This window comes from Acidiluteibacter sp. (genome assembly GCF_055129545.1).
The window spans coordinates 44,146-64,262 of record NZ_JBSRUB010000005.1; the positions used below are offsets into that span (position 1 = coordinate 44,146).

General features: G+C 35.8%; 21 protein-coding genes. 12 read left to right on the forward strand and 9 right to left on the reverse strand.

What is annotated here, in order from left to right:
• The first annotated feature begins 4 nt into the window (after positions 1–4).
• The gene (locus ACTB0X_RS01910; RefSeq protein WP_463023289.1) at positions 5–973 is read left to right on the forward strand and encodes a hypothetical protein; all 969 of its coding nucleotides are present in this window, start codon (positions 5–7) and stop codon (positions 971–973) included.
• Entirely contained in the window at positions 973–2,412 is a 1,440-nt protein-coding gene (locus tag ACTB0X_RS01915) for an O-antigen ligase family protein (RefSeq protein WP_463023290.1), read from the forward strand. The genes ACTB0X_RS01910 and ACTB0X_RS01915 overlap by 1 nt, the downstream gene beginning before the upstream one ends.
• Here ACTB0X_RS01915 and ACTB0X_RS01920 read toward each other — a convergent pair.
• From ACTB0X_RS01920 to ACTB0X_RS01955, 8 genes are read right to left on the reverse strand one after another with little or no spacing between them, the layout of a single operon-like run.
• Positions 2,389–3,612, reverse strand: a complete 1,224-nt coding sequence (locus tag ACTB0X_RS01920) for a PP2C family protein-serine/threonine phosphatase (RefSeq protein ID WP_463023291.1) — start codon at positions 3,610–3,612, stop codon at positions 2,389–2,391. The two genes, ACTB0X_RS01915 and ACTB0X_RS01920, sit on opposite strands and share 24 nt — an antisense overlap.
• Positions 3,613–4,551 (reverse strand): UDP-3-O-(3-hydroxymyristoyl)glucosamine N-acyltransferase, encoded by a 939-nt coding sequence (locus tag ACTB0X_RS01925; RefSeq protein WP_463023292.1) that lies wholly within the window; start codon positions 4,549–4,551, stop codon positions 3,613–3,615.
• Positions 4,552–4,555: 4 nt separating this feature from the next.
• Complete coding sequence (efp, locus tag ACTB0X_RS01930) at positions 4,556–5,122, reverse strand: elongation factor P (RefSeq protein ID WP_463023293.1); 567 nt, start codon at positions 5,120–5,122, stop codon at positions 4,556–4,558.
• Positions 5,123–5,179: 57 nt separating this feature from the next.
• Positions 5,180–5,800, reverse strand: a complete 621-nt coding sequence (locus ACTB0X_RS01935; RefSeq protein WP_463023294.1) for an ABC transporter ATP-binding protein — start codon at positions 5,798–5,800, stop codon at positions 5,180–5,182.
• 3 nt (positions 5,801–5,803) lie between these two features.
• Positions 5,804–6,580 (reverse strand): acyl-ACP--UDP-N-acetylglucosamine O-acyltransferase, encoded by a 777-nt coding sequence (gene lpxA, locus ACTB0X_RS01940; protein ID WP_463023295.1) that lies wholly within the window; start codon positions 6,578–6,580, stop codon positions 5,804–5,806.
• A gap of 3 nt (positions 6,581–6,583) precedes the next feature.
• Entirely contained in the window at positions 6,584–7,972 is a 1,389-nt protein-coding gene (locus tag ACTB0X_RS01945; protein ID WP_463023296.1) for a bifunctional UDP-3-O-[3-hydroxymyristoyl] N-acetylglucosamine deacetylase/3-hydroxyacyl-ACP dehydratase, read from the reverse strand.
• Between the two features lie 13 nt (positions 7,973–7,985).
• Complete coding sequence (gene lpxD / locus ACTB0X_RS01950; protein ID WP_463023297.1) at positions 7,986–9,023, reverse strand: UDP-3-O-(3-hydroxymyristoyl)glucosamine N-acyltransferase; 1,038 nt, start codon at positions 9,021–9,023, stop codon at positions 7,986–7,988.
• Positions 9,024–9,053: 30 nt separating this feature from the next.
• Positions 9,054–10,322, reverse strand: coding sequence for an HD domain-containing protein (locus tag ACTB0X_RS01955; protein WP_463023298.1), 1,269 nt, complete (start codon positions 10,320–10,322; stop codon positions 9,054–9,056).
• Positions 10,323–10,425: 103 nt separating this feature from the next.
• On the opposite strand from ACTB0X_RS01955, the gene porX reads away from it, so the two are divergent.
• From porX to ACTB0X_RS02005, 10 genes are all read left to right on the forward strand, one after another.
• The gene (porX, locus tag ACTB0X_RS01960; protein ID WP_463023299.1) at positions 10,426–11,982 is read left to right on the forward strand and encodes a T9SS response regulator signal transducer PorX; all 1,557 of its coding nucleotides are present in this window, start codon (positions 10,426–10,428) and stop codon (positions 11,980–11,982) included.
• Positions 11,979–12,392 carry a tRNA (adenosine(37)-N6)-threonylcarbamoyltransferase complex ATPase subunit type 1 TsaE gene (gene tsaE, locus ACTB0X_RS01965; protein WP_463023300.1) on the forward strand — a complete coding sequence of 138 codons (414 nt, stop codon included), beginning with the start codon at positions 11,979–11,981 and terminating at the stop codon, positions 12,390–12,392. The genes porX and tsaE overlap by 4 nt, the downstream gene beginning before the upstream one ends.
• Positions 12,393–12,394: 2 nt before the next feature.
• Positions 12,395–13,612, forward strand: a complete 1,218-nt coding sequence (locus tag ACTB0X_RS01970) for an alanine dehydrogenase (protein WP_463023301.1) — start codon at positions 12,395–12,397, stop codon at positions 13,610–13,612.
• A gap of 165 nt (positions 13,613–13,777) precedes the next feature.
• Entirely contained in the window at positions 13,778–14,371 is a 594-nt protein-coding gene (locus tag ACTB0X_RS01975) for a hypothetical protein (protein ID WP_463023302.1), read from the forward strand.
• A 96-nt stretch (positions 14,372–14,467) separates the two neighbouring features.
• Entirely contained in the window at positions 14,468–15,847 is a 1,380-nt protein-coding gene (locus ACTB0X_RS01980; protein WP_463023303.1) for a hypothetical protein, read from the forward strand.
• Between the two features lie 248 nt (positions 15,848–16,095).
• Positions 16,096–16,800: a hypothetical protein gene (locus ACTB0X_RS01985; RefSeq protein WP_463023304.1), complete on the forward strand. Its 705-nt coding sequence runs from the start codon at positions 16,096–16,098 to the stop codon at positions 16,798–16,800.
• A 192-nt stretch (positions 16,801–16,992) separates the two neighbouring features.
• Complete coding sequence (locus ACTB0X_RS01990) at positions 16,993–17,244, forward strand: type II toxin-antitoxin system ParD family antitoxin (protein WP_463023305.1); 252 nt, start codon at positions 16,993–16,995, stop codon at positions 17,242–17,244.
• A complete protein-coding gene (locus ACTB0X_RS01995) occupies positions 17,237–17,536 on the forward strand; it encodes a type II toxin-antitoxin system RelE/ParE family toxin (protein WP_463023306.1) in 300 nt (99 codons plus the stop codon). Before ACTB0X_RS01990 ends, ACTB0X_RS01995 begins: the two co-directional genes overlap by 8 nt.
• A 115-nt stretch (positions 17,537–17,651) precedes the next feature.
• Positions 17,652–18,041 (forward strand): hypothetical protein, encoded by a 390-nt coding sequence (locus ACTB0X_RS02000; RefSeq protein WP_463023307.1) that lies wholly within the window; start codon positions 17,652–17,654, stop codon positions 18,039–18,041.
• Between the two features lie 154 nt (positions 18,042–18,195).
• Positions 18,196–19,467, forward strand: a complete 1,272-nt coding sequence (locus ACTB0X_RS02005) for a hypothetical protein (protein ID WP_463023308.1) — start codon at positions 18,196–18,198, stop codon at positions 19,465–19,467.
• Between the two features lie 8 nt (positions 19,468–19,475).
• On the opposite strand, the gene ACTB0X_RS02010 is transcribed toward ACTB0X_RS02005, so the two are convergent.
• Positions 19,476–20,117: hypothetical protein (locus tag ACTB0X_RS02010; RefSeq protein WP_463023309.1), on the reverse strand; the 642-nt coding region annotated here is incomplete at its 5' end.

Genomic DNA, 20,117 nt, shown 5'->3' on the forward strand with positions numbered 1-20,117 from the left:
TCCGATGAACACGCAAGACAATCAAGAAGATTATATGAAAGGAAGTAAGAACTTGCTAGAGTTTGGTGCTAAAAATTTGAAACTCCTTGCAGGAGTTGCAATTGTTGCTGCCATATTAGCTGGTGTTTTTTCAAGTTCGGCATTTATCACACCAAAGTATGAATCATCTGCAGTGATTTATCCTTCCAATGTTTGGGAGTATTCTGATGAAACTGCATTAGAACAATTGCAACAATACTTGGAATCAAATATTATAAGAGACTCATTGGTAAGAAAATTTGATTTATATAATGAGTATAAAATTGACACTGCCGACATCAATGCTGGAACATGGATGATGTTGTCATACGGAGAGCATGTAGGAGCAAGCGAAACGAAATTCGAATCGATTAAAATTACTGTACTTTCCACAAGCCCTGAACGAGCTAGAGATATGGTTTTGGAGATTATAAAGCAATTGAATCAATTGGTTACAAGTGTAAACCGTAGTAAAGTGCAAGAAATATATCAGTATAAAAAAGTGGTGTTAACAAACCTTTCAGGACAAATAGATAGTTTGCTCGGGATTGTAAATAAATACGGAAAAGAATACAGTATAATGGAGTATGCTGGTCAATCTGAAAGAGTAACCGAAGGATATTTAAAAGCATTGTCATCTGGTTCTCGAGGGAATAGTTTTGACGAGACTGAAACACTATTCAAGAATGTAGCACAGCATGGTGCCTATATTCAAAACATAAATGGTCGAATCGAATTTTTAAATGAACAATACGCTGAATTACTTACTGATTTTGAAAAGTTGAAAATTGATTTGGTAAAAGAAGTAACTTATTCAAATGTATTGGTCACTCCTGAAGTTCCGGATAAGAAAGCATATCCTGTTAGATGGCTTATTGTGGCCTTGTCTATGATTGGGGCTGTGATCTTTACAGCGACTATTCTAATTGTGAGTAGAATCAATTTAAAGGATTAATGACCGACTACGTCAAACATAACGCTGTTCTGATTTTGAGTTTTCTCTTTATCATGACAAATGGTGTGCTAATCGCTATGGAAAACTACTGGTTTTCTTTAGTTCCATTTGCTCTTGCGCTAGGTTTGATGGCTTTCTTGGCTTTGGATAAGTTAATGTTGTTTATTGTACTAACAACCCCTTTATCACTGAGTATTGAAGAATTTTCGATTGGTGGTGTTGGGATGTTTTTACCCACAGAACCATTGATGTTTGGGGTAATGATCATTTTCTTGTTGAGGTTATTATACGAACGAAAATTTGATTATCGAATTATTCAGCATCCGATTACCCTCTCTATACTGTTTTACCTTTTTTGGATATTCATCACCACTTTAACTTCTGAGATGCCTATCGTGTCTTTGAAATACTTAGTTTCGAGATTATGGTTTATCGTTAGTTTTTACTTTGTTGCGACACAACTATTCGTCAATTATAAAAATATTAATCGATTCTTTTGGTTGTTTGTGATTCCAATGGGTGCAGTAGTTGTTTATACATCTATTCATCATAGTTTAAATGGCTTCAGCGAGCGATCTGGACATTGGGTGATGCAGCCATTTTTAAAGGATCACACGGTATATGGTGCTGTTTTAGCATTGGTATACCCAATATTGTTTTACTTGGCATTTAACCCTCGCTTTAAACGATTTCAAATCACAAGTTTTGTGCTGATATTAATATTTACCACAGGACTAATTTTGTCTTATGGTCGTGCTGCTTGGATTAGTGTGGTGGTGGCTTTGGTTCTCTATTTTGTTTACAAGCTCAAGATTCGTTTTAGTGCGATCATGTCAATCGCACTCTTTCTAGGGTTGTTTTTTACCTTATTCTGGACACAAATAATAAAAAACCTAGAGCGAAATAATCAGGATTCCACAGGAACTAATATTACAGAACACATTCAATCGATTTCTAATATTACCACCGATGCATCGAATTTAGAGCGAATTAATCGATGGAAATCTGCAATTCGAATGTTTGAAGAACGACCGATTTTTGGATTTGGCCCAGGAACCTATCAATTTCAATATGCCCCATTTCAGTCGGCTGAGGATTTAACCATTATCTCAACAAACTCAGGAGATGTAGGGAATGCACACAGTGAATACATTGGACCTTTAGCCGAAATGGGTCTATTTGGAAGTCTGACCTATGTGATCATCATAATTGTTGTTTTTTATAGAGGCTCAAAATTGTACCATTGTTTGCCAAAGGGGGAGGCGAAATCTTTGGTTCTAGCCATTCTTTTAGGTTTGACGACCTATGTTGTACATGGGTTTTTAAATAACTTCTTGGATACCGATAAAATGGCTGTTCCTTTTTGGGGATTTATTGCCATTTTGGTGGCGATTGATGTTTACCACAAAAAGAATTTACTGGAATATAGCGGCAAGTAAGGTGATGTCATCAGGCAGCGGACGATTTCCTCTAAATAAATCAGCCGATTTTTTCAACTCATCAGCGATGTTTTTTACTTTGTTTTCGACCAAAACATTCCGCAAAGGGTCAATACCGAATTCTTCATTTTTATCATTCGTAATCTCTGTAATCCCATCTGTGTAGCACAGAATCTTTGAATTGACCTCTAATTGATATTGTTCCACTAATATTTCTGGTAATTCATCAAACATGCCTAAAATGGTGCAACCTTTTTTTAGTTCCACTACTTCATTGTTTTGAAAAAGAAGGGGTGGATTGTGACCTGCATTTACAGTATACAATTTCCTCGTTTTGGGATTATAGATACCTATAAAGAAGGTGATGAATTTCTCCCTTCCGCCACTTTCAATTACTTTCTGATTCAGTTTAACGATTAGTTCCTCTAAAGAACCTGCAACGTTAATCAACGCTCTTAAATTAGCTTGAAAATTGGCCATTAATAATGCTGCAGAAACTCCCTTGCCCGAAACATCGGCAATGCAAAATGCAATGCGATCTTCTTCTAGTGGTATTACATCAAAGTAATCGCCGCCTACTTCCTCAAAGGGAAGATAAAGAGAGTTAAACTGATAGAATTCGTTGCTTGGTAAGTTGTTTGGGATGAGCAGACGTTGCATATCACGAGCCACTTCCAATTCTTTTTGAAAGGCAGCATTCTTGATGCTGTTTTGATACAATCTTTTATTTTCAAAAGCAACAACAATAATGTTGCTCAAAGTTTGAATGTAATGCAAGTGTCTAATGATCGGGCTAACTTCTAACTTTTCGCCATCAAAATCACCCAGCAATAAGTAGGCGAGGGGTTTACTTTTATGTCTTATTGGAATGATTACATCAAAAGGGTGTAAAAACTCAAGATCAGAACTACTGACCACGTGTATTTCTTGAATTTCTTTTTCTACTTTCTCCCAGTCGATTTTAAGTGTACTTTCAGAAACTCCTTGATTTAGTTTTAATTCCCATTGTTCTCTTTTGACGAACAAACAAATCTTCCCGATTCTTAAATCATTGTAAAGAATTGATAAAAATAAGGATAGTAACTCGTTAGTCGATAAGTTTTCATTGATACCAATGGTGACTTTCAATAAAGAGTCAAGCTTTATTTTTGAGAGCTGAAGCTTCTCACTGGCTCTATTCGGCTTGACTTCTTTCTTCATTTACTTGCTCTCCTTCAGTTGCTCAATCATTGTAGGTATTCTTCTCAATGCTGCCATCTCTTTCATTTTCGATCTACTTTCATCCGCAGGAGAACCCAGATAAACAGTATTCTCTTTGGTGTCTTTTGAAATTCCTGACTGACCCAAAACAACCGTTCCTTTTTTCAAAGTGATTCCAGATACGATCCCAACTTGTCCCCAAAGGGTGACATTGTCTTCAATAATTACGCAGCCTGCAATACCAACATGAGCAGCAAAAAGACACATTTTCCCTACAATTGTGTCGTGCCCGATCTGTACCATATTGTCTATTTTAGTGCCTGCACCAATTTGAGTAATTGCCGTAACACCTCTATCGATCGTACAAGAAGCTCCGATTTCTACATCATTCTCAATTACAACAGTTCCACAACTATTTAAGCGCTCGAAGTGATCTGCTCTTCTTTTATAATAAAAAGCATGTCCACCAATTACAGTATTCGCATGAATGATCACATTGTTTCCAATTTCGCAATCGTCATAAATGGTCACATTGGGATGGATGATGCAATTGTTTCCAATCTTCACTCGATCTCCAATGACTACTGTGCTGTGAATTCGGCAATTGTTACCAATTGCGGCAGTGTCTGCAACTTGTTCCGAATTGAATGAAAATGGCTTGAAAAAGTTAGTCAGAAAATTGAAACTCTTAAAAGGGTCTTCAGTAATGATGATTCCTTTTCCCGCAGGAAAAGGAACATCTTTATTGATAATTACAATAGTGGCATTGGAATTTAATGCCTTATCGTAATATTTTGGATGATCTACAAAAACGATATCACCAACCTCTACGCGGTGAATCTCATTGATTCCTAATACTTCTAAATTAGCTTCACCTTTATAGGAAGCGTCGAGTAAACCTGCAATAGTTTGCAAGGTAGATGGTCGTTCTAGTTTCAATATCTTATGATTTTACACGTTCTACGTAGCTTCCACTACGTGTATCAATTTTAATTCTATCGCCTTCATTGATAAACAAAGGAACATTTACTTCTGCACCGGTTTCAACAGTTGCCTTTTTAGTTGAGTTAGTCGCTGTATCTCCTTTAATCCCTGGCTCAGAATAAGTAATTTCTAATTCAACAAATGCAGGAACTTCACACTCTAAAGCCTTTTCTTCTTCCGCATGAAAGATTACTTCTACATCATTTCCTTCTTTTAAGAATTTTGGCGCTGTAATCAATGATTCAGGTAAAAAAGTTTGCTCAAAGGTCTCAGAATCCATGAAGTGATAACCGCTATCATCTTTAAATAAAAATTGGTATTTTCTTCTTTCTATTCTTACCGTTTCTACTTTTACTCCTGCATTAAAAGTGTTGTCTATCACTTTTCCTGAAGTTAAACTTTTTAATTTCGTACGAACGAAAGCAGCTCCTTTTCCGGGTTTTACATGCTGAAATTCTACGATTGAGTATAAGTCATGATTAAATTTGATACAAAGTCCGTTTCTAAAATCTGATGTATTGGCCATATTCTATTTGTTTGATATTTTTCCCAAATTTACGCAATCTGAGAATTAAATTATATTCTATTTATATTGATTAATGTCTATTTCTTGATTGCATATAAAGTGTTCTTCAACCTTCGCATTGGAACAAATTACAATTGTTTTTTTGAAACTTACCTTTTTTAATTCATCCTGATACCAGTCTATTCCTTTTTGATCTAAATTAGAAGTAGGTTCATCAAGCAGTAAAATCGAATTTTCGGTGTAGAAAGCCAACGCCAATTTTAAACGCTGCTTCATTCCAGATGAAAATACTTTAACTTGCTTGTGCATGGATTCGCTCAAGTAGGCAATCTCAGCGATATCTTCTACTTTTAGACCCTCAATAAAGGGCTTGAATTTTAAATTAAATTGAAGCAATTCTCTTAAGGTAAACTCTTCGGGCAAATCCATATAAGGAGTGGCGATTCCGAGTTCGCTATAAATCTCTTCAGGTGGAATGGCTGAATTATTCTTTTTATAAGTAATGGATCCTTCTGAAGGAATTTCACTCGAAGAAATTAGTTTCAATAATGTGCTTTTTCCTGAACCATTGTACCCAAAAATCACGGTAGGGTGTTGTGAATCAATTTTCGCAGTAATACCTTTAAAAATCCACTCTTTATTGAAGCGTCTACCTAAATTATTGAGTGTAATTTCCATGAATTAAAGAGACAGCGGTCCTCGAATAATGCCTTTTTCAGAATTCCGAATAAATTCTAGAATTAATGTTTTTTCTTGAGATTCAGGTGCTTCTAGAGAAATGATATCAAGTGATGTGGATACATTTTTTCCCTTCACATAAAGTGTTCTGTAAATGTCTTCAATTTGTAGAATAGATTCATTGGAGAATCCTCTTCTTCTCAAACCTACTGAATTCACACCAACGTAACTCAATGGTTCTCTCGCTGCCTTCACAAATGGAGGAACATTTTTACGAACCAATGATCCACCGGCTATAAAGCTGTGTGCTCCGATTGAAATAAACTGCTGAACTGCAACAATTCCTTCCAAGATTACAAAATCTTCAATGGTGACGTGACCAGCTATGTTTGCAGAATTCGCCAAAATGCAATTGTTTCCAACAGAAACGTCGTGGCCAAGGTGAACATAAGCCATCAACAAACAGTTGTTTCCAACCGTAGTTTTGTTTCGATCAACAGTTCCTCTGTTGATTGTAACACACTCTCTGATGGTTGTATTGTCACCAATTTCGGCAGTGGTTATTTCACCATCAAATTTTAAGTCTTGTGGAATCGCAGAAATAACAGCGCCAGGAAATATTTTACAATTTTTGCCAATTCTAGCTCCATCCATGATGGTGACATTGGGTCCAATCCAAGTTCCATCTCCAATTTCTACATCGCCAGCGATATAGGAAAAAGGTTCAACGATTACGTCTTTCCCAATTTTAGCATCAGGATGTATATAATTTTGGCTCATCTACTATTTTACTTTTACAATTTGTGCCAACATTTCACCTTCTGTGGCAATTTTATCACCTACATAAGTTGTTCCTTTCATGTGGCAAATACCTCTTCTTATTGGTGAAAGTAACTCCAATTTGAAAATTAATGTATCACCTGGCACAACTTTATTCTTGAATTTTACATTGTCGATTTTCATAAAATACGTCAAGTAATTCTCAGGATCTGGAACCGAATTTAACACTAAAATTCCACCCGTTTGTGCCATCGCCTCTATTTGAAGTACGCCAGGCATTACAGGGCTTCCAGGAAAGTGACCTTGGAAGTAATCTTCATTCATGGTGACATTTTTAACTCCCACTACATGGGTGTCTGAAAGCTCTATTATTTTATCGACCAATAAAAAAGGATATCGATGAGGTAACATTTTCTGAATCTCTTCGATGTTAAATACTGGTGGTTTGTTCTGATCGTATAAAGGTGGTTTTTTGATTTCCTCTTTGATTCTTTTCTTAATCAATTTAGCAAAATCGGTATTTCCTTTATGACCAGGTCTTGCAGCCAAAACATGTCCTTTAATTGGACGACCAACCAAAGCCAAATCACCCACCATGTCCAATAATTTGTGTCGTGCTGGTTCGTTTTGGAAATGCAATTCTAAATTATTTAAAACGCCTGCTTCCTTGATTTCCATTTTTGGTTTTCCAAGTAAGTCAGCGATTTCATCAATTTTTTCTTGAGGTAATATTTGATCGACCAATACAATCGCATTGTCTAAATCTCCACCTTTTATTAAACCATGTTTTGCCAATACCTCTAGTTCTCTTAAGAAAACAAATGTGCGGCAAGTAGAAATCTCTTTTTCAAATTCACCGATGTGATACATGTGAGCATGCTGCGTACCTAGTATTTTAGAATTGTAATCAACCATTACAGTTAATCGGAATTCATCTTGTGGAACCATCAACATCTCCGTGCCCTTCTCAACATCTTCAAAAGCCAAGTTTTCAGTGACAACGTAATAATTCTTTTCTTCAGTTTGCTCTACCGTACCCGCTTTCTTCAAAGCTTCCACAAAAAAGCGAGAACTTCCATCCATGATCGGAATTTCTTTGCCATCCAACTCAATTAGGATATTGTCAATTCCCAAACCATAAACAGCAGCTAATGCATGCTCTGTAGTATACACTCTAGCTCCGTTTTGCTCCAATGTAGTTCCTCTAGAAGTATCCACGACTAGGTCTACATTTGCATCAATTGTTGGTTTCCCTTCCAGATCAATTCGTTGGAATTTATAACCATGATTGTCAGGAGCTGGTTTGAACGTTAGGGTTACTTTTTCTCCTGTATGTAAGCCTATTCCAGATACGCTTACTTCATTTTTAATTGTCTTTTGCTTGTCACTCATAGTGGCGAAAATTCTATTTTTTCATTTCGGAAATCTCCGATTTTAAATCTCTTAAATCTGTGCTCATTTGTGGTAGATTTCTAAACATTACGTATGAACGTTTATAATCTCCAATAGGGAAGGCAGGAGAACCTTGCACAATTTCTCCCTCTTTAATATTACTTCCAATACCTGATTGGGCTGCTATTTTAACTTTGTCGGCAATTAGTAAATGACCTGCGAAACCAACTTGTCCACCAATCATACAATCTTTTCCAATTTTGGTAGATCCTGCAACGCCTGTTTGAGCTGCAATAACTGTATTTTCTCCAACTTCTACATTGTGAGCAATCTGAACGAGGTTGTCCAACTTTACTCCTTTTCGAATAATGGTAGAGCCCAAAGTTGCTCGATCGATGCAAGTATTGGCGCCAATCTCCACATGGTCTTCAATGATCACATTGCCGATTTGTGGCACTTTATTGTATTGGTTTTCTGCATTCGGAACAAATCCAAATCCATCTGCACCAATTACAACGCCCGCGTGAATCAAGCATTCAGCTCCAATCACACAATCGGTGTAAACTTTTACATCAGCAAAAATTATGGTATTGTCTCCAACGGTTACGTTGTCACCAATGTAACATCCAGGATAAATTTTTACGTTGTTTCCAATTCTAGCATTGTCACCGATAGACGTAAAAGCACCAATGTATAAATTCTCTCCCAATTGAGCAGATTCTGAGATGGCCGTTTGCTTCTCGATTCCTACCTTATTGTTTTTGATTTGATTGTAAGCTTCCAACAATTTTCCAAAACTTCCATACGCATCTTCTACACGAATCAGAGTGCAACCTTCTTTTAGCGGCTCTTCAGCAACAAAAGTAGTGTTGACAATAACAATTGTAGCATCTGTTTGATAGATGTGATGTGTATATTTTGGATTTGCTAAAAAGGATAGGGAATTCTTAGTTCCTTCCTCGATTTTAGAGAGCGTATTAACAGTTGCTTCGGGGTTTCCTTCTACTGTTCCGCCTAACATTTGGGCAATTTGATGCGCAGAAAATTCCATGTTTCAAAAATAGTAATTATTTACACGTTCTTATCCTTCCTGTTTTTTGAAGTTATTAACCATGTTTTGTTTAGGAAAACAAGTGTAATATTTTGTGACAGATTTGGATAGCATCGAAATATTTAACTGATCAGCCGCTGCCGCAATGTCCAAAATGGTTCCGTCTTTGTAGAGTAGGTTAATTTTATCATTTTTAGGGTTGTAGGCATTGTTTGCGATGGTTCCTGAAAAAACTAAATAGTCACTTTCGTGCTCAGTAATATTCAATTCATCCATCACCTTCTTTTTCATAGTATCGAATCGCTCAGCCGAAATTGGGTCATTGGACAACTCAATTTTATACAAATTTCGGTTCAACATACTTTTACATAACATGGACAAAATGGCATCTTCATGCTGCTGCCAAGCTTTAATAGAGGCCGTAATGTCAAAATCGTCCAAGGCGGCAAAATCATTCAAAACTGATTTGTCTTTCGCGAATGATTCCGTATCGAAATCATTGTATAAGAATCGACGAAAAGTAGGAGTGGAGAACAATTCCACTTTGTTGCTAGCCAATTCTTTCGCACGTTTTAAAATGTGAACCAATAATTGCTCAGCAGATAAAACTGTTTTGTGCAAATACACTTGCCAATACATTAGTCTTCTTGCGATAATGAATTTTTCTATCGAATAGATTCCTTTTGCTTCCACACACAAGGCATCGTCTTTTACATTCAGCATGGAAATGATTCGATCAGCAGAAATAACACCTTCAGAAACTCCGGTGTAAAAACTGTCTCTTTTTAAATAATCCAATCGATCCATGTCCAATTGAGAAGAAACCAATTGATGTAGGAATTTCTTGTGGTATTGATTTTTGAAAATTTGAATGGCTAAATCCAATTCCCCATTGAAATGATCGTTTAATCGATCCATCAATAAAGCAGAAATGGTTTCATGAGTCACATTTTTTACAATGCAATACTCCAAAGCATGCGAAAATGGACCGTGGCCAATGTCGTGTAAAAGAATTGCAATAGTGACACCTTTGGCTTCTTCTGCAGTGATTACGTGATCTTTCGAGCGAATGACTTCTATGGCACGTTGCATCAAATGCATGGCACCCATAGCATGATGAAAACGAGTGTGTAGCGCTCCTGGATAAACCAAATGAGTTAAACCCAGTTGGTTGATTCTTCTTAATCTTTGAAAGTAAGGGTGTTCTATTAAATCATAAATGAGATCGTAAGGAATGGAGATAAATCCATAGATGGGATCATTAAATATTTTCTTTTTATTCGGCTGAGTTGTTTCCAAGGATTTTCCTTTAACTAATTTTATGAAAAATTAAAATCATACTCGACAATATTCTTGCGTTGTAGAACTTATATTGAGAGTTGAAATTTAAAACTAATAATTAATGGCGAAGATAAAAATTCTTTGGGCAGATGATGAAATTCATTTACTCAAACCACACATAATTTTTTTAGAGGAGAAGGGATATGATGTTAGCACGACAACTTCAGGGGCAGATGCACTTGAAATGGTGGATGAAAACAGATATGATTTAGTTTTTTTAGATGAAAACATGCCTGGAATTTCTGGTTTGGAAGTACTGAACAGAATAAAAAGCACACATTCTTCGCTTCCGGTGGTGATGATCACCAAAAGTGAAGAAGAATTCATCATGGAGGAAGCCATTGGTTCGAAGATTTCTGATTATTTGATTAAGCCAGTAAATCCAAAGCAAATCTTATTGACCATTAAAAAGAATTTAGATACGTCTAGATTGGTGAGTGAGAAAACGACGATTAACTACCAGCAAGAGTTTAGAAACATCGGAATGAGCATGCATAAAAACATGACGTTCGATGAATGGCAAGATGTCTATAAAAAGTTAGTTTACTGGGAACTAGAATTGGATCGAATCGAAGAGACTGGTTTGAATGAAATTCTACAAACTCAAAAGGATGAAGCCAGACAATTGTTTTCACGATTTATTGAAGACAATTATGAAGATTGGTTGCACGGAAGAGAAAAAGGGCCATTGATGTCGCCGGGTGTTATAAAGGAAAAAGTGTTTCCTCACATCAACGATGAGGTGCCTACTTTTTTAATTGTGGTGGACAATTTACGATACGATCAGTGGGAGATTTTGAAGCCAAAGATTAGAGAATATTTCTGGATAGAGGAGGAAGATACTTATTTGAGTATTTTGCCAACAACCACACAATATGCCCGTAATTCATTGTTTGCTGGTTTAATGCCATCAGAAATTGAAAAAATGTATCCAAAATTGTGGCTGAACGATGAAGAAGAAGGTGGGAAAAATCTGCACGAAGAAGAATTGTTGGGCTTGAATCTAAAGCGATTGGGTGGTAAAGATATCCGTTACAATTATTACAAAGTGTTGAACCAAAGTTTTGGTCGAAAAGTAGTGGATGAAATTCCAAACATGATGAAGAATAAATTCAATACCATCGTGTACAATTTTATCGACATGCTTTCACATGCAAGAACAGACACCAATGTGATCAAAGAATTGGCGGAAGACGAAGCAGCTTATCGTTCATTGACATTGAGTTGGTTTGAGCATTCGTCCTTTATGGAAGCCATCAAAGTATTGGCGAGTAAGAAAGCGAAAGTGATTTTAACGACCGATCACGGATCTATAAAGGTAAAATATCCTTCGAAAGTGATTGGAGATAAAAATGTAAATACCAATCTGCGGTATAAGCAAGGAAAGAATTTGAGTTTTGACAAAGGAGATGTTATGTTGATAAAAGAGCCGAAAGATGCTTTCTTACCACGTGTCAATATGAGTCAATCTTATATTTTTGCAAAAAATGATTTGTTTTTTGCATACCCAAACAATTACAACCATTATGTTCAATACTATAAAGATACCTTTCAGCATGGAGGAATCTCTTTAGAAGAAATGCTGGTTCCTATTGTGACACTTTCATCAAAACTATGAGATTAACCGCTTCTAAATTGACCGACTTAGCACCCATTGCAAAACAGATAATTGAACATGCAGAAGATAAACGAATTGTTCTTTTTTACGGAGAAATGGGGGCCGGAAAAACGACTTTAATCAAGATAATTTGTAAATTGCTTAAAGTTGAAGATTTGACAAGTAGCCCTACTTTTTCTTTGGTGAATGAATATTATTCGCCATTATTGAAAGAGTCGGTTTATCATTTTGACTTTTATAGAGTTGATGATGAAGTAGAGGCGATGGACATGGGAGTGGAAGACTATTTTTACAGCGGTAATTATTGCTTGGTAGAATGGCCAGAGAAAATTTCTAACCTATTGCCTGAATCATACGTAACAGTCAGGATTGAACAAAAAGAAGAAGCGCGAACTTATACGATACAATAGGGATGTCTAAAGATTTATTACAATCGCTGGCGAAGTCAGCAGCAGGTTATCTACCACAAGAGGAAATGCTAGAAGTGAAACGAAAAAAGTGTCACTTATTCATTGGAATACCAAAGGAAACCTCCTTGCAAGAAAAACGAATTCCGTTGGTGCCGAATGATGTTTGTACCTTGGTAAATAATGGGCATCAAGTGGTGATAGAATCCAAGGCAGGAGAAAAAGCCAACTTTAGTGACAATGATTTTAGCGAGGCAGGAGCACAAATAGCCATGTCGGCACAGGAAGTATATAAAGCAGATATTATTCTGAAAGTAGAGCCTTTGTCGCATGCAGAAATTGAATACATGCAGCACGGGCAAACATTGATTTCAGCGATTCAATTGCCAGTGCAACCCAAGAATTTTCTAGAAAAGATGATGGCCAAAAAAGTAACGGCCATTGCTTACGATTACATTAAAGACCGAGAAGGAATATTTCCAGTGATACGCGCCATGAGTGAGATTGCAGGAAATACGTCCATTTTAATAGCCGCCGAATATTTGAGCAATGTCAACAAAGGACAAGGCTTGATGATGGGCGGAATTACAGGAGTAAAACCAACAGAAGTGGTGATTATAGGTGCAGGAACGGTAGCCGAATTTGCCACTAGAGCCGCATTGGGATTAGGTGCTTCTGTAAAAGTATTCAGCAACAACATCTTTAAGTTACGACGACTACAAAATGATGTAGGCCAACGATTATATACTTCCAACATTCAACCACAAGAATTGAAAGCCGCATTGAAAACGGCAGATGTGGTGATTGGTGCATTGCGCTCAGAAATGGGTAGAGCACCGATTGTAGTGACGGAAGAAATGGTGGAGAAGATGAAGGAAGGTTCCATCATCGTTGATGTGAGTATCGATCAAGGCGGATGTATAGAAACCTCAGAAGTAACCACTCACTCCAATCCTACTTTTACGAAACATGGAGTGGTGCATTATTGTGTGCCTAACATAGCTTCTAGAGTTGCTCGAACGGCTTCTTATGCCTTGAGCAATGTGTTTACGCCTGTTATTATGGACATGGGCGAACAAGGTGGCGTAGAGAACACCATGCGAAATATTTATTCGGTTCGAAACGGCATTTATTTATACAAAGGAATTTTGACGAATAAGTACTTGGCAGATACGTTCAAATTGCCTTACAAGGATTTGGATTTATTAATGGCAGCGTATTAATGAAGCCCGAATCTCGTACTCGAGATTAGTTGGCTGAATTGATCCCGAGAAATCGGGCTAAAATGAATTCTATTTTTCTCAAGATTAGCTAGCTGATTTCTTTTTTCATGTATCACGAAAGATAAAAAATCATTTATTTTATAAATTATTTCCAAAATAGAATTTATGAAAATTATTCTGACGTTGATATTGCTTCTAAGTGGCTTCTTTTATGCTGGTGCACAAGGAAGGTTAAGTGAGGGAGGTAGTGGGCACTATTGGACAAAAAGTGGAGAGAAGGTAGTCGGGGAGTTTAAAATTAGCTATAAGACAAACCTTATAGGAAGTTCGATAATTAAACATTATTTAAATGGCAAAAAAGTGGGAAGAGTAGACCTTCACAATTTACAAAGCTTAGTAATAAAAAGAGACAGCTTTATTGTAGGTCATAACTTTACTGTAGATAGCTGGGCTACATACAATCAAGATCTACTAGAAGTATATCAAGTAGGAGAAATTAATTTGTATAACCATATTAGAAAGGTGAAACATAATTATGGTCCGAATTCAATACCAATTGGATTTTTAAATCAATCCTATGTGATTAGTAATGATAATGGAAAAACCTTTTATGGGATAGCGAATAGAAAGCAGTTTGAGGATTATTTTCTACCAATGATTGCCAAGAATAAACCCCTAACTGAAAAAGTACTTCTTATGAGAGAAAAGGATTGGATAAAAGCATTACCATCCTTGGTAAATGAGTTTAATCGCAGTTGATTGGTTAACTTTAGCACTGAAGCAGAATTTTCCCGGAGCTTTCAGCTTTTGTAGGTTGATTTTTAATGGAATCAGAGCACAACTAAATTAAATTAGATGACGAATAGAGTCTTTTTCTTGTTGGTATTTGGTGTGTTAAGTTTGCATTTTTGTATAGCACAGTCATCTAAAGATATGCTATTGAATAAAGAGTGGATGACAGTTTTAGGTAACAAATTGAAAATTACCAATGACTCTCTTTTTATTGATCACCATCGATATTTAATAAACGGGCTTAAATTCGGAGAAACAACTAAATCTAAACTCACCGATAGTACCTTTTTGATGGTATTGAATAATACAGATACAGTATTAAATTTAGAGTACTTTATTAATGAAGATTCTTTAAGGATTAAATATCTACCTATTCACTCTAAGAATAAAAATCCCATTTATGGTTGTTCATTCTATTCTCAACCAATTTGTTATTTGTCGGATAAATCGGCCACTTACTACAGCCAAAAATTCTTGAGAAATAATGATCCTAAGTTGAAGTTCAAAATAATTACAATATCCAATAATTATTTTGAGTTGGAATTATATAAAAATGGGTTTATTAGTTTTCATCAAAAACGATTGGATTTTAATTATGGTCTTATTACTAGAAATCAAAATGCGGTAACACCAGGTCTCTATCAAGGATATTTAAGCGAATGGTTAGTTGACTCCATTAATAAAATCATTAAGGAAAAGGAATTACTTAAGTCTTATCTTTTCATGAGTCAAGAGCCTATTGTAGAGGTGACGGACTATAATTCTATTGGTGTAACTGTAGGTTGGGATTCGATACTGGCTTCTATTGCTGGTGGTTCGCTTTATAGTTTGATAATTAATGAATTTAAGAATCAAATTATGGTTACTAATAATATTGAATATATCGACTCTTTGAAAAGTGTTAGCAATAAGTCTGTTAGATATGCTCTAAATTCAAAAGAAGCAGTTTCCGGAATTTGTAAATTGATAGATTCAGTCAGTACAATAGATTCAATAATTTATATTTATGAGATGAAAGTAAGTCGTCTGCACCAAAATAGTAGTCAAGGAAGTATTCTTTTTGATACAGTTTACTTTTTTTCAGGATTGAAACTTTCTATTGAAAATAAGAAAAAAATGATTAGTTATATTACAAAGAGTGCATATTATCAAGACCTAAATTATAAAGATTATAATATTGATTACAATATAGTATCTGATGTGTTTGAGCCTAATACTCATCTGATTTTCAATTATCAGATTCAAAAACAACAAGAAGAGATAAAGCAAATGGTTGTTCGGTCTAAATATTCAAGCGGAGAAGATCACAATAAGTTTTTTATAAAAACAGAACCTATTCCTCCACCTTATTATCCTAGTGACATAGACTATAAAATAGTTAACAAATTAAAAGAACTCTATGGAGTAAATTTTATAAAAAATTTGAAGCAATCTAGTAGATAGACTTTTTTTATTGCCTTGTTAATATAGTTTCCTCGTTATACCAGTCATCTTCTTCAATAAACCAAAGTCATGAGAACTTTTCCTCCCTTAACTTCAATTGAGTGCAATCAAATCTATATTTCTGTCAATTAGATTGATGAAGGGGTAGCTTCTGATTATTTAGTTAATTTGGGCTAGAATTAGGATATGGATATGACGCATCGAGTGTGTTATGTCCTTAAGTTCAGAAACATAAAAAAGAAACTTAAATGGTAAATGATTGGACGATTTTTTTTGATGAATTTGGTGGTGAACTTCACCCCTCTTTTAAAAAAGAACTAAGTGAACAATTATGGAGTAAAGGAGAGACATCAGGAATTAAACAATTCCAGAAACATAATTTTCAGTTAATCGTCGGCATGAAACCCATGAATATTAAATTTATGGAGGATAGAGTAATAGCTACTATTGAATTTATTACTCCGACCTCATGGTCTTTGCCTACCACAATCAGTTGGAAAACCAAACAAATTACCATGGAACTTGCACACAAAAGTGAAGTAAGTTCGGAATCGATTGATTTTAGCTGGGAGAATGACTTTCCAATTGATAAAGTTGAAGCTCATATTTCTCCTTACAAGAAAAGTAAAGCAGAAAAAAACGGATTCGGGTTTAATGCTGAATATTATTATTTACTTATTCCCGATATTGAGTTAGAAGTATTTTTCAAAAGCGAACCTTCTAGTAAAACAATCGACTCGATAAATGATTCCTTAAAAGAATTCAAGAGAACATGGAATCAAAACAAAAAAGGAAAAGAGATTGAGTTTATATCTAACTTAACTAAAAACGAAGTTTATTACTCAATTGTCATGGATGTTGGGTTGAAAAACTCCATTCGAACAGTTAATGAGTTATTGAAATTGATAGGAAACAAATACGGAGACCTAATTGAAAAAATTAAAGTAAGATAATGAGTGCCTAACTATGGCTACTCGCTAGCGCAGACGTCTTCCTTCCGTTAACTTCGATTGCTCATAATCAAATCTACATTTCTGTCAATTAGATTGATGAAGCGGCAGTTTTCAGATATTTAGTTAATTTGGGTGTGATAGGCAATTTAGAAACTTACCAATTATTGGTATATTTGGTAAAAATAAAATAAGATGAGTAAAAATACATCCATATCACTCGGTAATTATTTTGACCAGTTTATTTCAAGTCAAATTGCTGTCGGTCGTTATAAAAACGTGAGTGAAGTTGTTCGTGCAGGGCTGAGGCTTTTAGAAGATGAAGATAGTAAACTAATGGCTTTAAGAGCAGCAATACAAGAAGGAAAGGATAGTGGAATCGCTGAAGATTTTGACCCTGTTCAAAACCTTAAAGATTTAAAAGCAAAGCACAATATTGATGCTTAAATACAAGCTCAGTAAATCAGCAGTTATAGATTTGAATAATATTTGGAGCTACACTTTCAAAAAGTGGTCTTTAAATCAAGCGGATAAATATTATGACAGTTTAGTTAGAGTTTTTCAAGATATTGCAGATAATCCAAGTGAAGGAAAAAGTTACAATGGAGTATCAGCTAATCTTCTTGGATTCCGGACAGGAAAACATATTGTATTCTATGAAATAATTGATGAAAATTTAATTGAAATAAGCAGAATTCTTCATGGAAGTATGGATTTGAAAACCAAACTGAAAAAATAATCCCATTACCGCAGACATCTTTGTTCGAGAACCAAATTTAAGCCGACTTCGAGTCCTCTCAAATAATCCCCACCATTCTAAAGCCTGCACCCTGTTTTATTCCTAATTTCGCCCCATGAATTTTTGGAAAAGATTTAAGTTTTTTGCGATTGGTTTAACATTAGGAACCTTAGTAGTGTATGTTATTTTTGGTTCAAGGGACTTAACCTCATGGACGCCTCAAGGAAGGGTTTTGATTACCATTAAACAAGCTGAATTTAAAGCATCAGATAAGGCAGAATGTCAAATTGCTTGCCTTGGCTTGGAGCGAGACAGCATTTCTAAAATTCTAATCAAAGGCGCTGATGTGGATTTCAAAAAGAGTGAAACGCAAAAGAAACCTTGCCCGATTTATGACATCACCATTGCCGAAGCACAATTGCATTATAAATTAGAAATGTGCGAGCGCGATAGTTTGGTCAACTTGATGTCGATTGAGCAAGTGGGTAAGGCATGTGATTGTTAGAATCACCCAATCCGTTTCATTATAACTTTTTACTATTAGCTTACGAGTAAAGAAGCGCTTAGTCACTCCATCTCAATATTTTTCCTTATTCTTGATGATTAGAAATTAAAGTTCATTGGACTAGAATGTTCCATTTGCTTTTTAAGTTTTAGTTATGAAATATAGAATAGTATTCAATAGTCTTTTTCTAGTATTTAGTTCAACTGTTTTTTCTCAAGAGTCGCCTTACTTTGTTGCTTCTAAAGCATTCGAAAGTAACGGATATAATTCTGCCATAAATAAGCTGACTGATAACGCAGCGTTTTATGAAAGTGGAAGCGATAAGAGTACTTATTATCAATTGTTAAGTACATACTATTCCTTTGTGAGTGAAGACTCCTTAGCTGCGAATTACTTTGAGAAAGTGTTTGCTCGTCCCAGAAAACCAGGAAGTGACACCAACCAAATCTCTTTAGAAGAGTACGCTGCAGAAAATGCGCTTGATTATATTCTAAAAAATGTAGCCGAGCATCGTGTTGTCATGATAAACGAAGCACATTATATGCCACAGCATCGGGTGTTTATAAAGGAACTTTTAATTGAACTTCGTTCAAAAGGGTTTACATATTACGCTTCAGAAGGGGTGAATCCTTTAGACAGTTTACTCACTGATCGAGGTTATCCAATAAAAGGTACTTCAAGTGGTTTTTACACCAATGAGCCGGCTTTTGGAAATCTAATCCGAACCGCTATTGATTTAAATTATAAAATAGTAGGGTATGATGACACACCGGAATGCGATTATGACAGCGAAAAGCCCAATTATTGCAACAACTTGAGAGAGTTGTATCAGGCCATGCACATTAAGAAAATATTGGAAGAAGATCCGAACGCTAAGGTGCTTGTTCATTGTGGATATGCTCATTTACAAGAAAAAACCAATAGAGATTGGATAAAAATGGCTGAATATTTTAATCACCTCACCGGAATAGATCCTTTTACCATTAATCAAACTGATTATATAGAAAGAAGTGCGCAAGAGTATGAAAGCAGCTTCTATCAGGCTGCAGTAGAATTGCCTAATACTGATCAACCTTTTGTGCTCACTTCAAATGGAGCTTCTTGGGTGACTGATAAACGACAAGGATATTACGATGTAGAGGTGTTTGGTTCACGCATAATTTCCAAAAATGGAAGACCGAGTTATTTATTTAACCAGACAGGATTTAAACCTTATTTGATAGACAATAAAAAGTTGAAGAAAGGTTATTTGGTGCAAGCGTTTATGGTTGGTGAAGAGGAAAAAGCAGTTCCTGTAGATCAATTCATTGTTCATGTAATTGGAAATGAAAAATATGCACTAATCTTACCAGTTGGAGATTTTTTAGTAAAAGTGTTGGATAGAGACGATAAGCTTATAGATGATTTTAAAATTCAAATCAAGTAGAGCCTTGTTCACCCAATCCGCTTCATTACCATTTTATCTACTTTCTCAATCAGTTGAGCAGGTAAATAAGTTCTCCAGTTGAGGTCGTTTAGTTCACCACCACTTGTGATGTAATAATCAATGTTGGCATCTGCAAAATCTTGCAATACGTGCTCATGGAAGTTGATGAATGCAATCCAACCTTCTTCTATATCCTCAAACCATTCTTCGTAATAGGAGTCATCGGAGGTATGAAAATTCAAGACATTTTCTCCAATCATGATAAAACGATTCACTCCTTCATCCACCAACACATCTATAATGTTGCGTTTTAAAAACATGATGTCGTTGTACAGAAGATCATTCCATTCGCCTATCATTTCAATGATGGTATAGCCTTCATCGTAATCGGTAAAAAGAATTTTAATGTATAAGGTAGGCGATTCAATGTTGTCCCATTGGGGATGAATGTAATGGTCGTAAACAGCATCAATGAATTCAAATTCGCTGTATTCACGCTCATAAAAAGGGGATCGCTCGTCTTCAGATGCGATGTAATGGTCTCTCCAGTTGTAGTGTGGTTCAATCGTGTGAGGCGACCGGGGGGCTGGCGGCCAGCATCCCGAGACCCTGCTCGTGCTCGACGGCGGCAACCCCATCGGCCTGCTGAA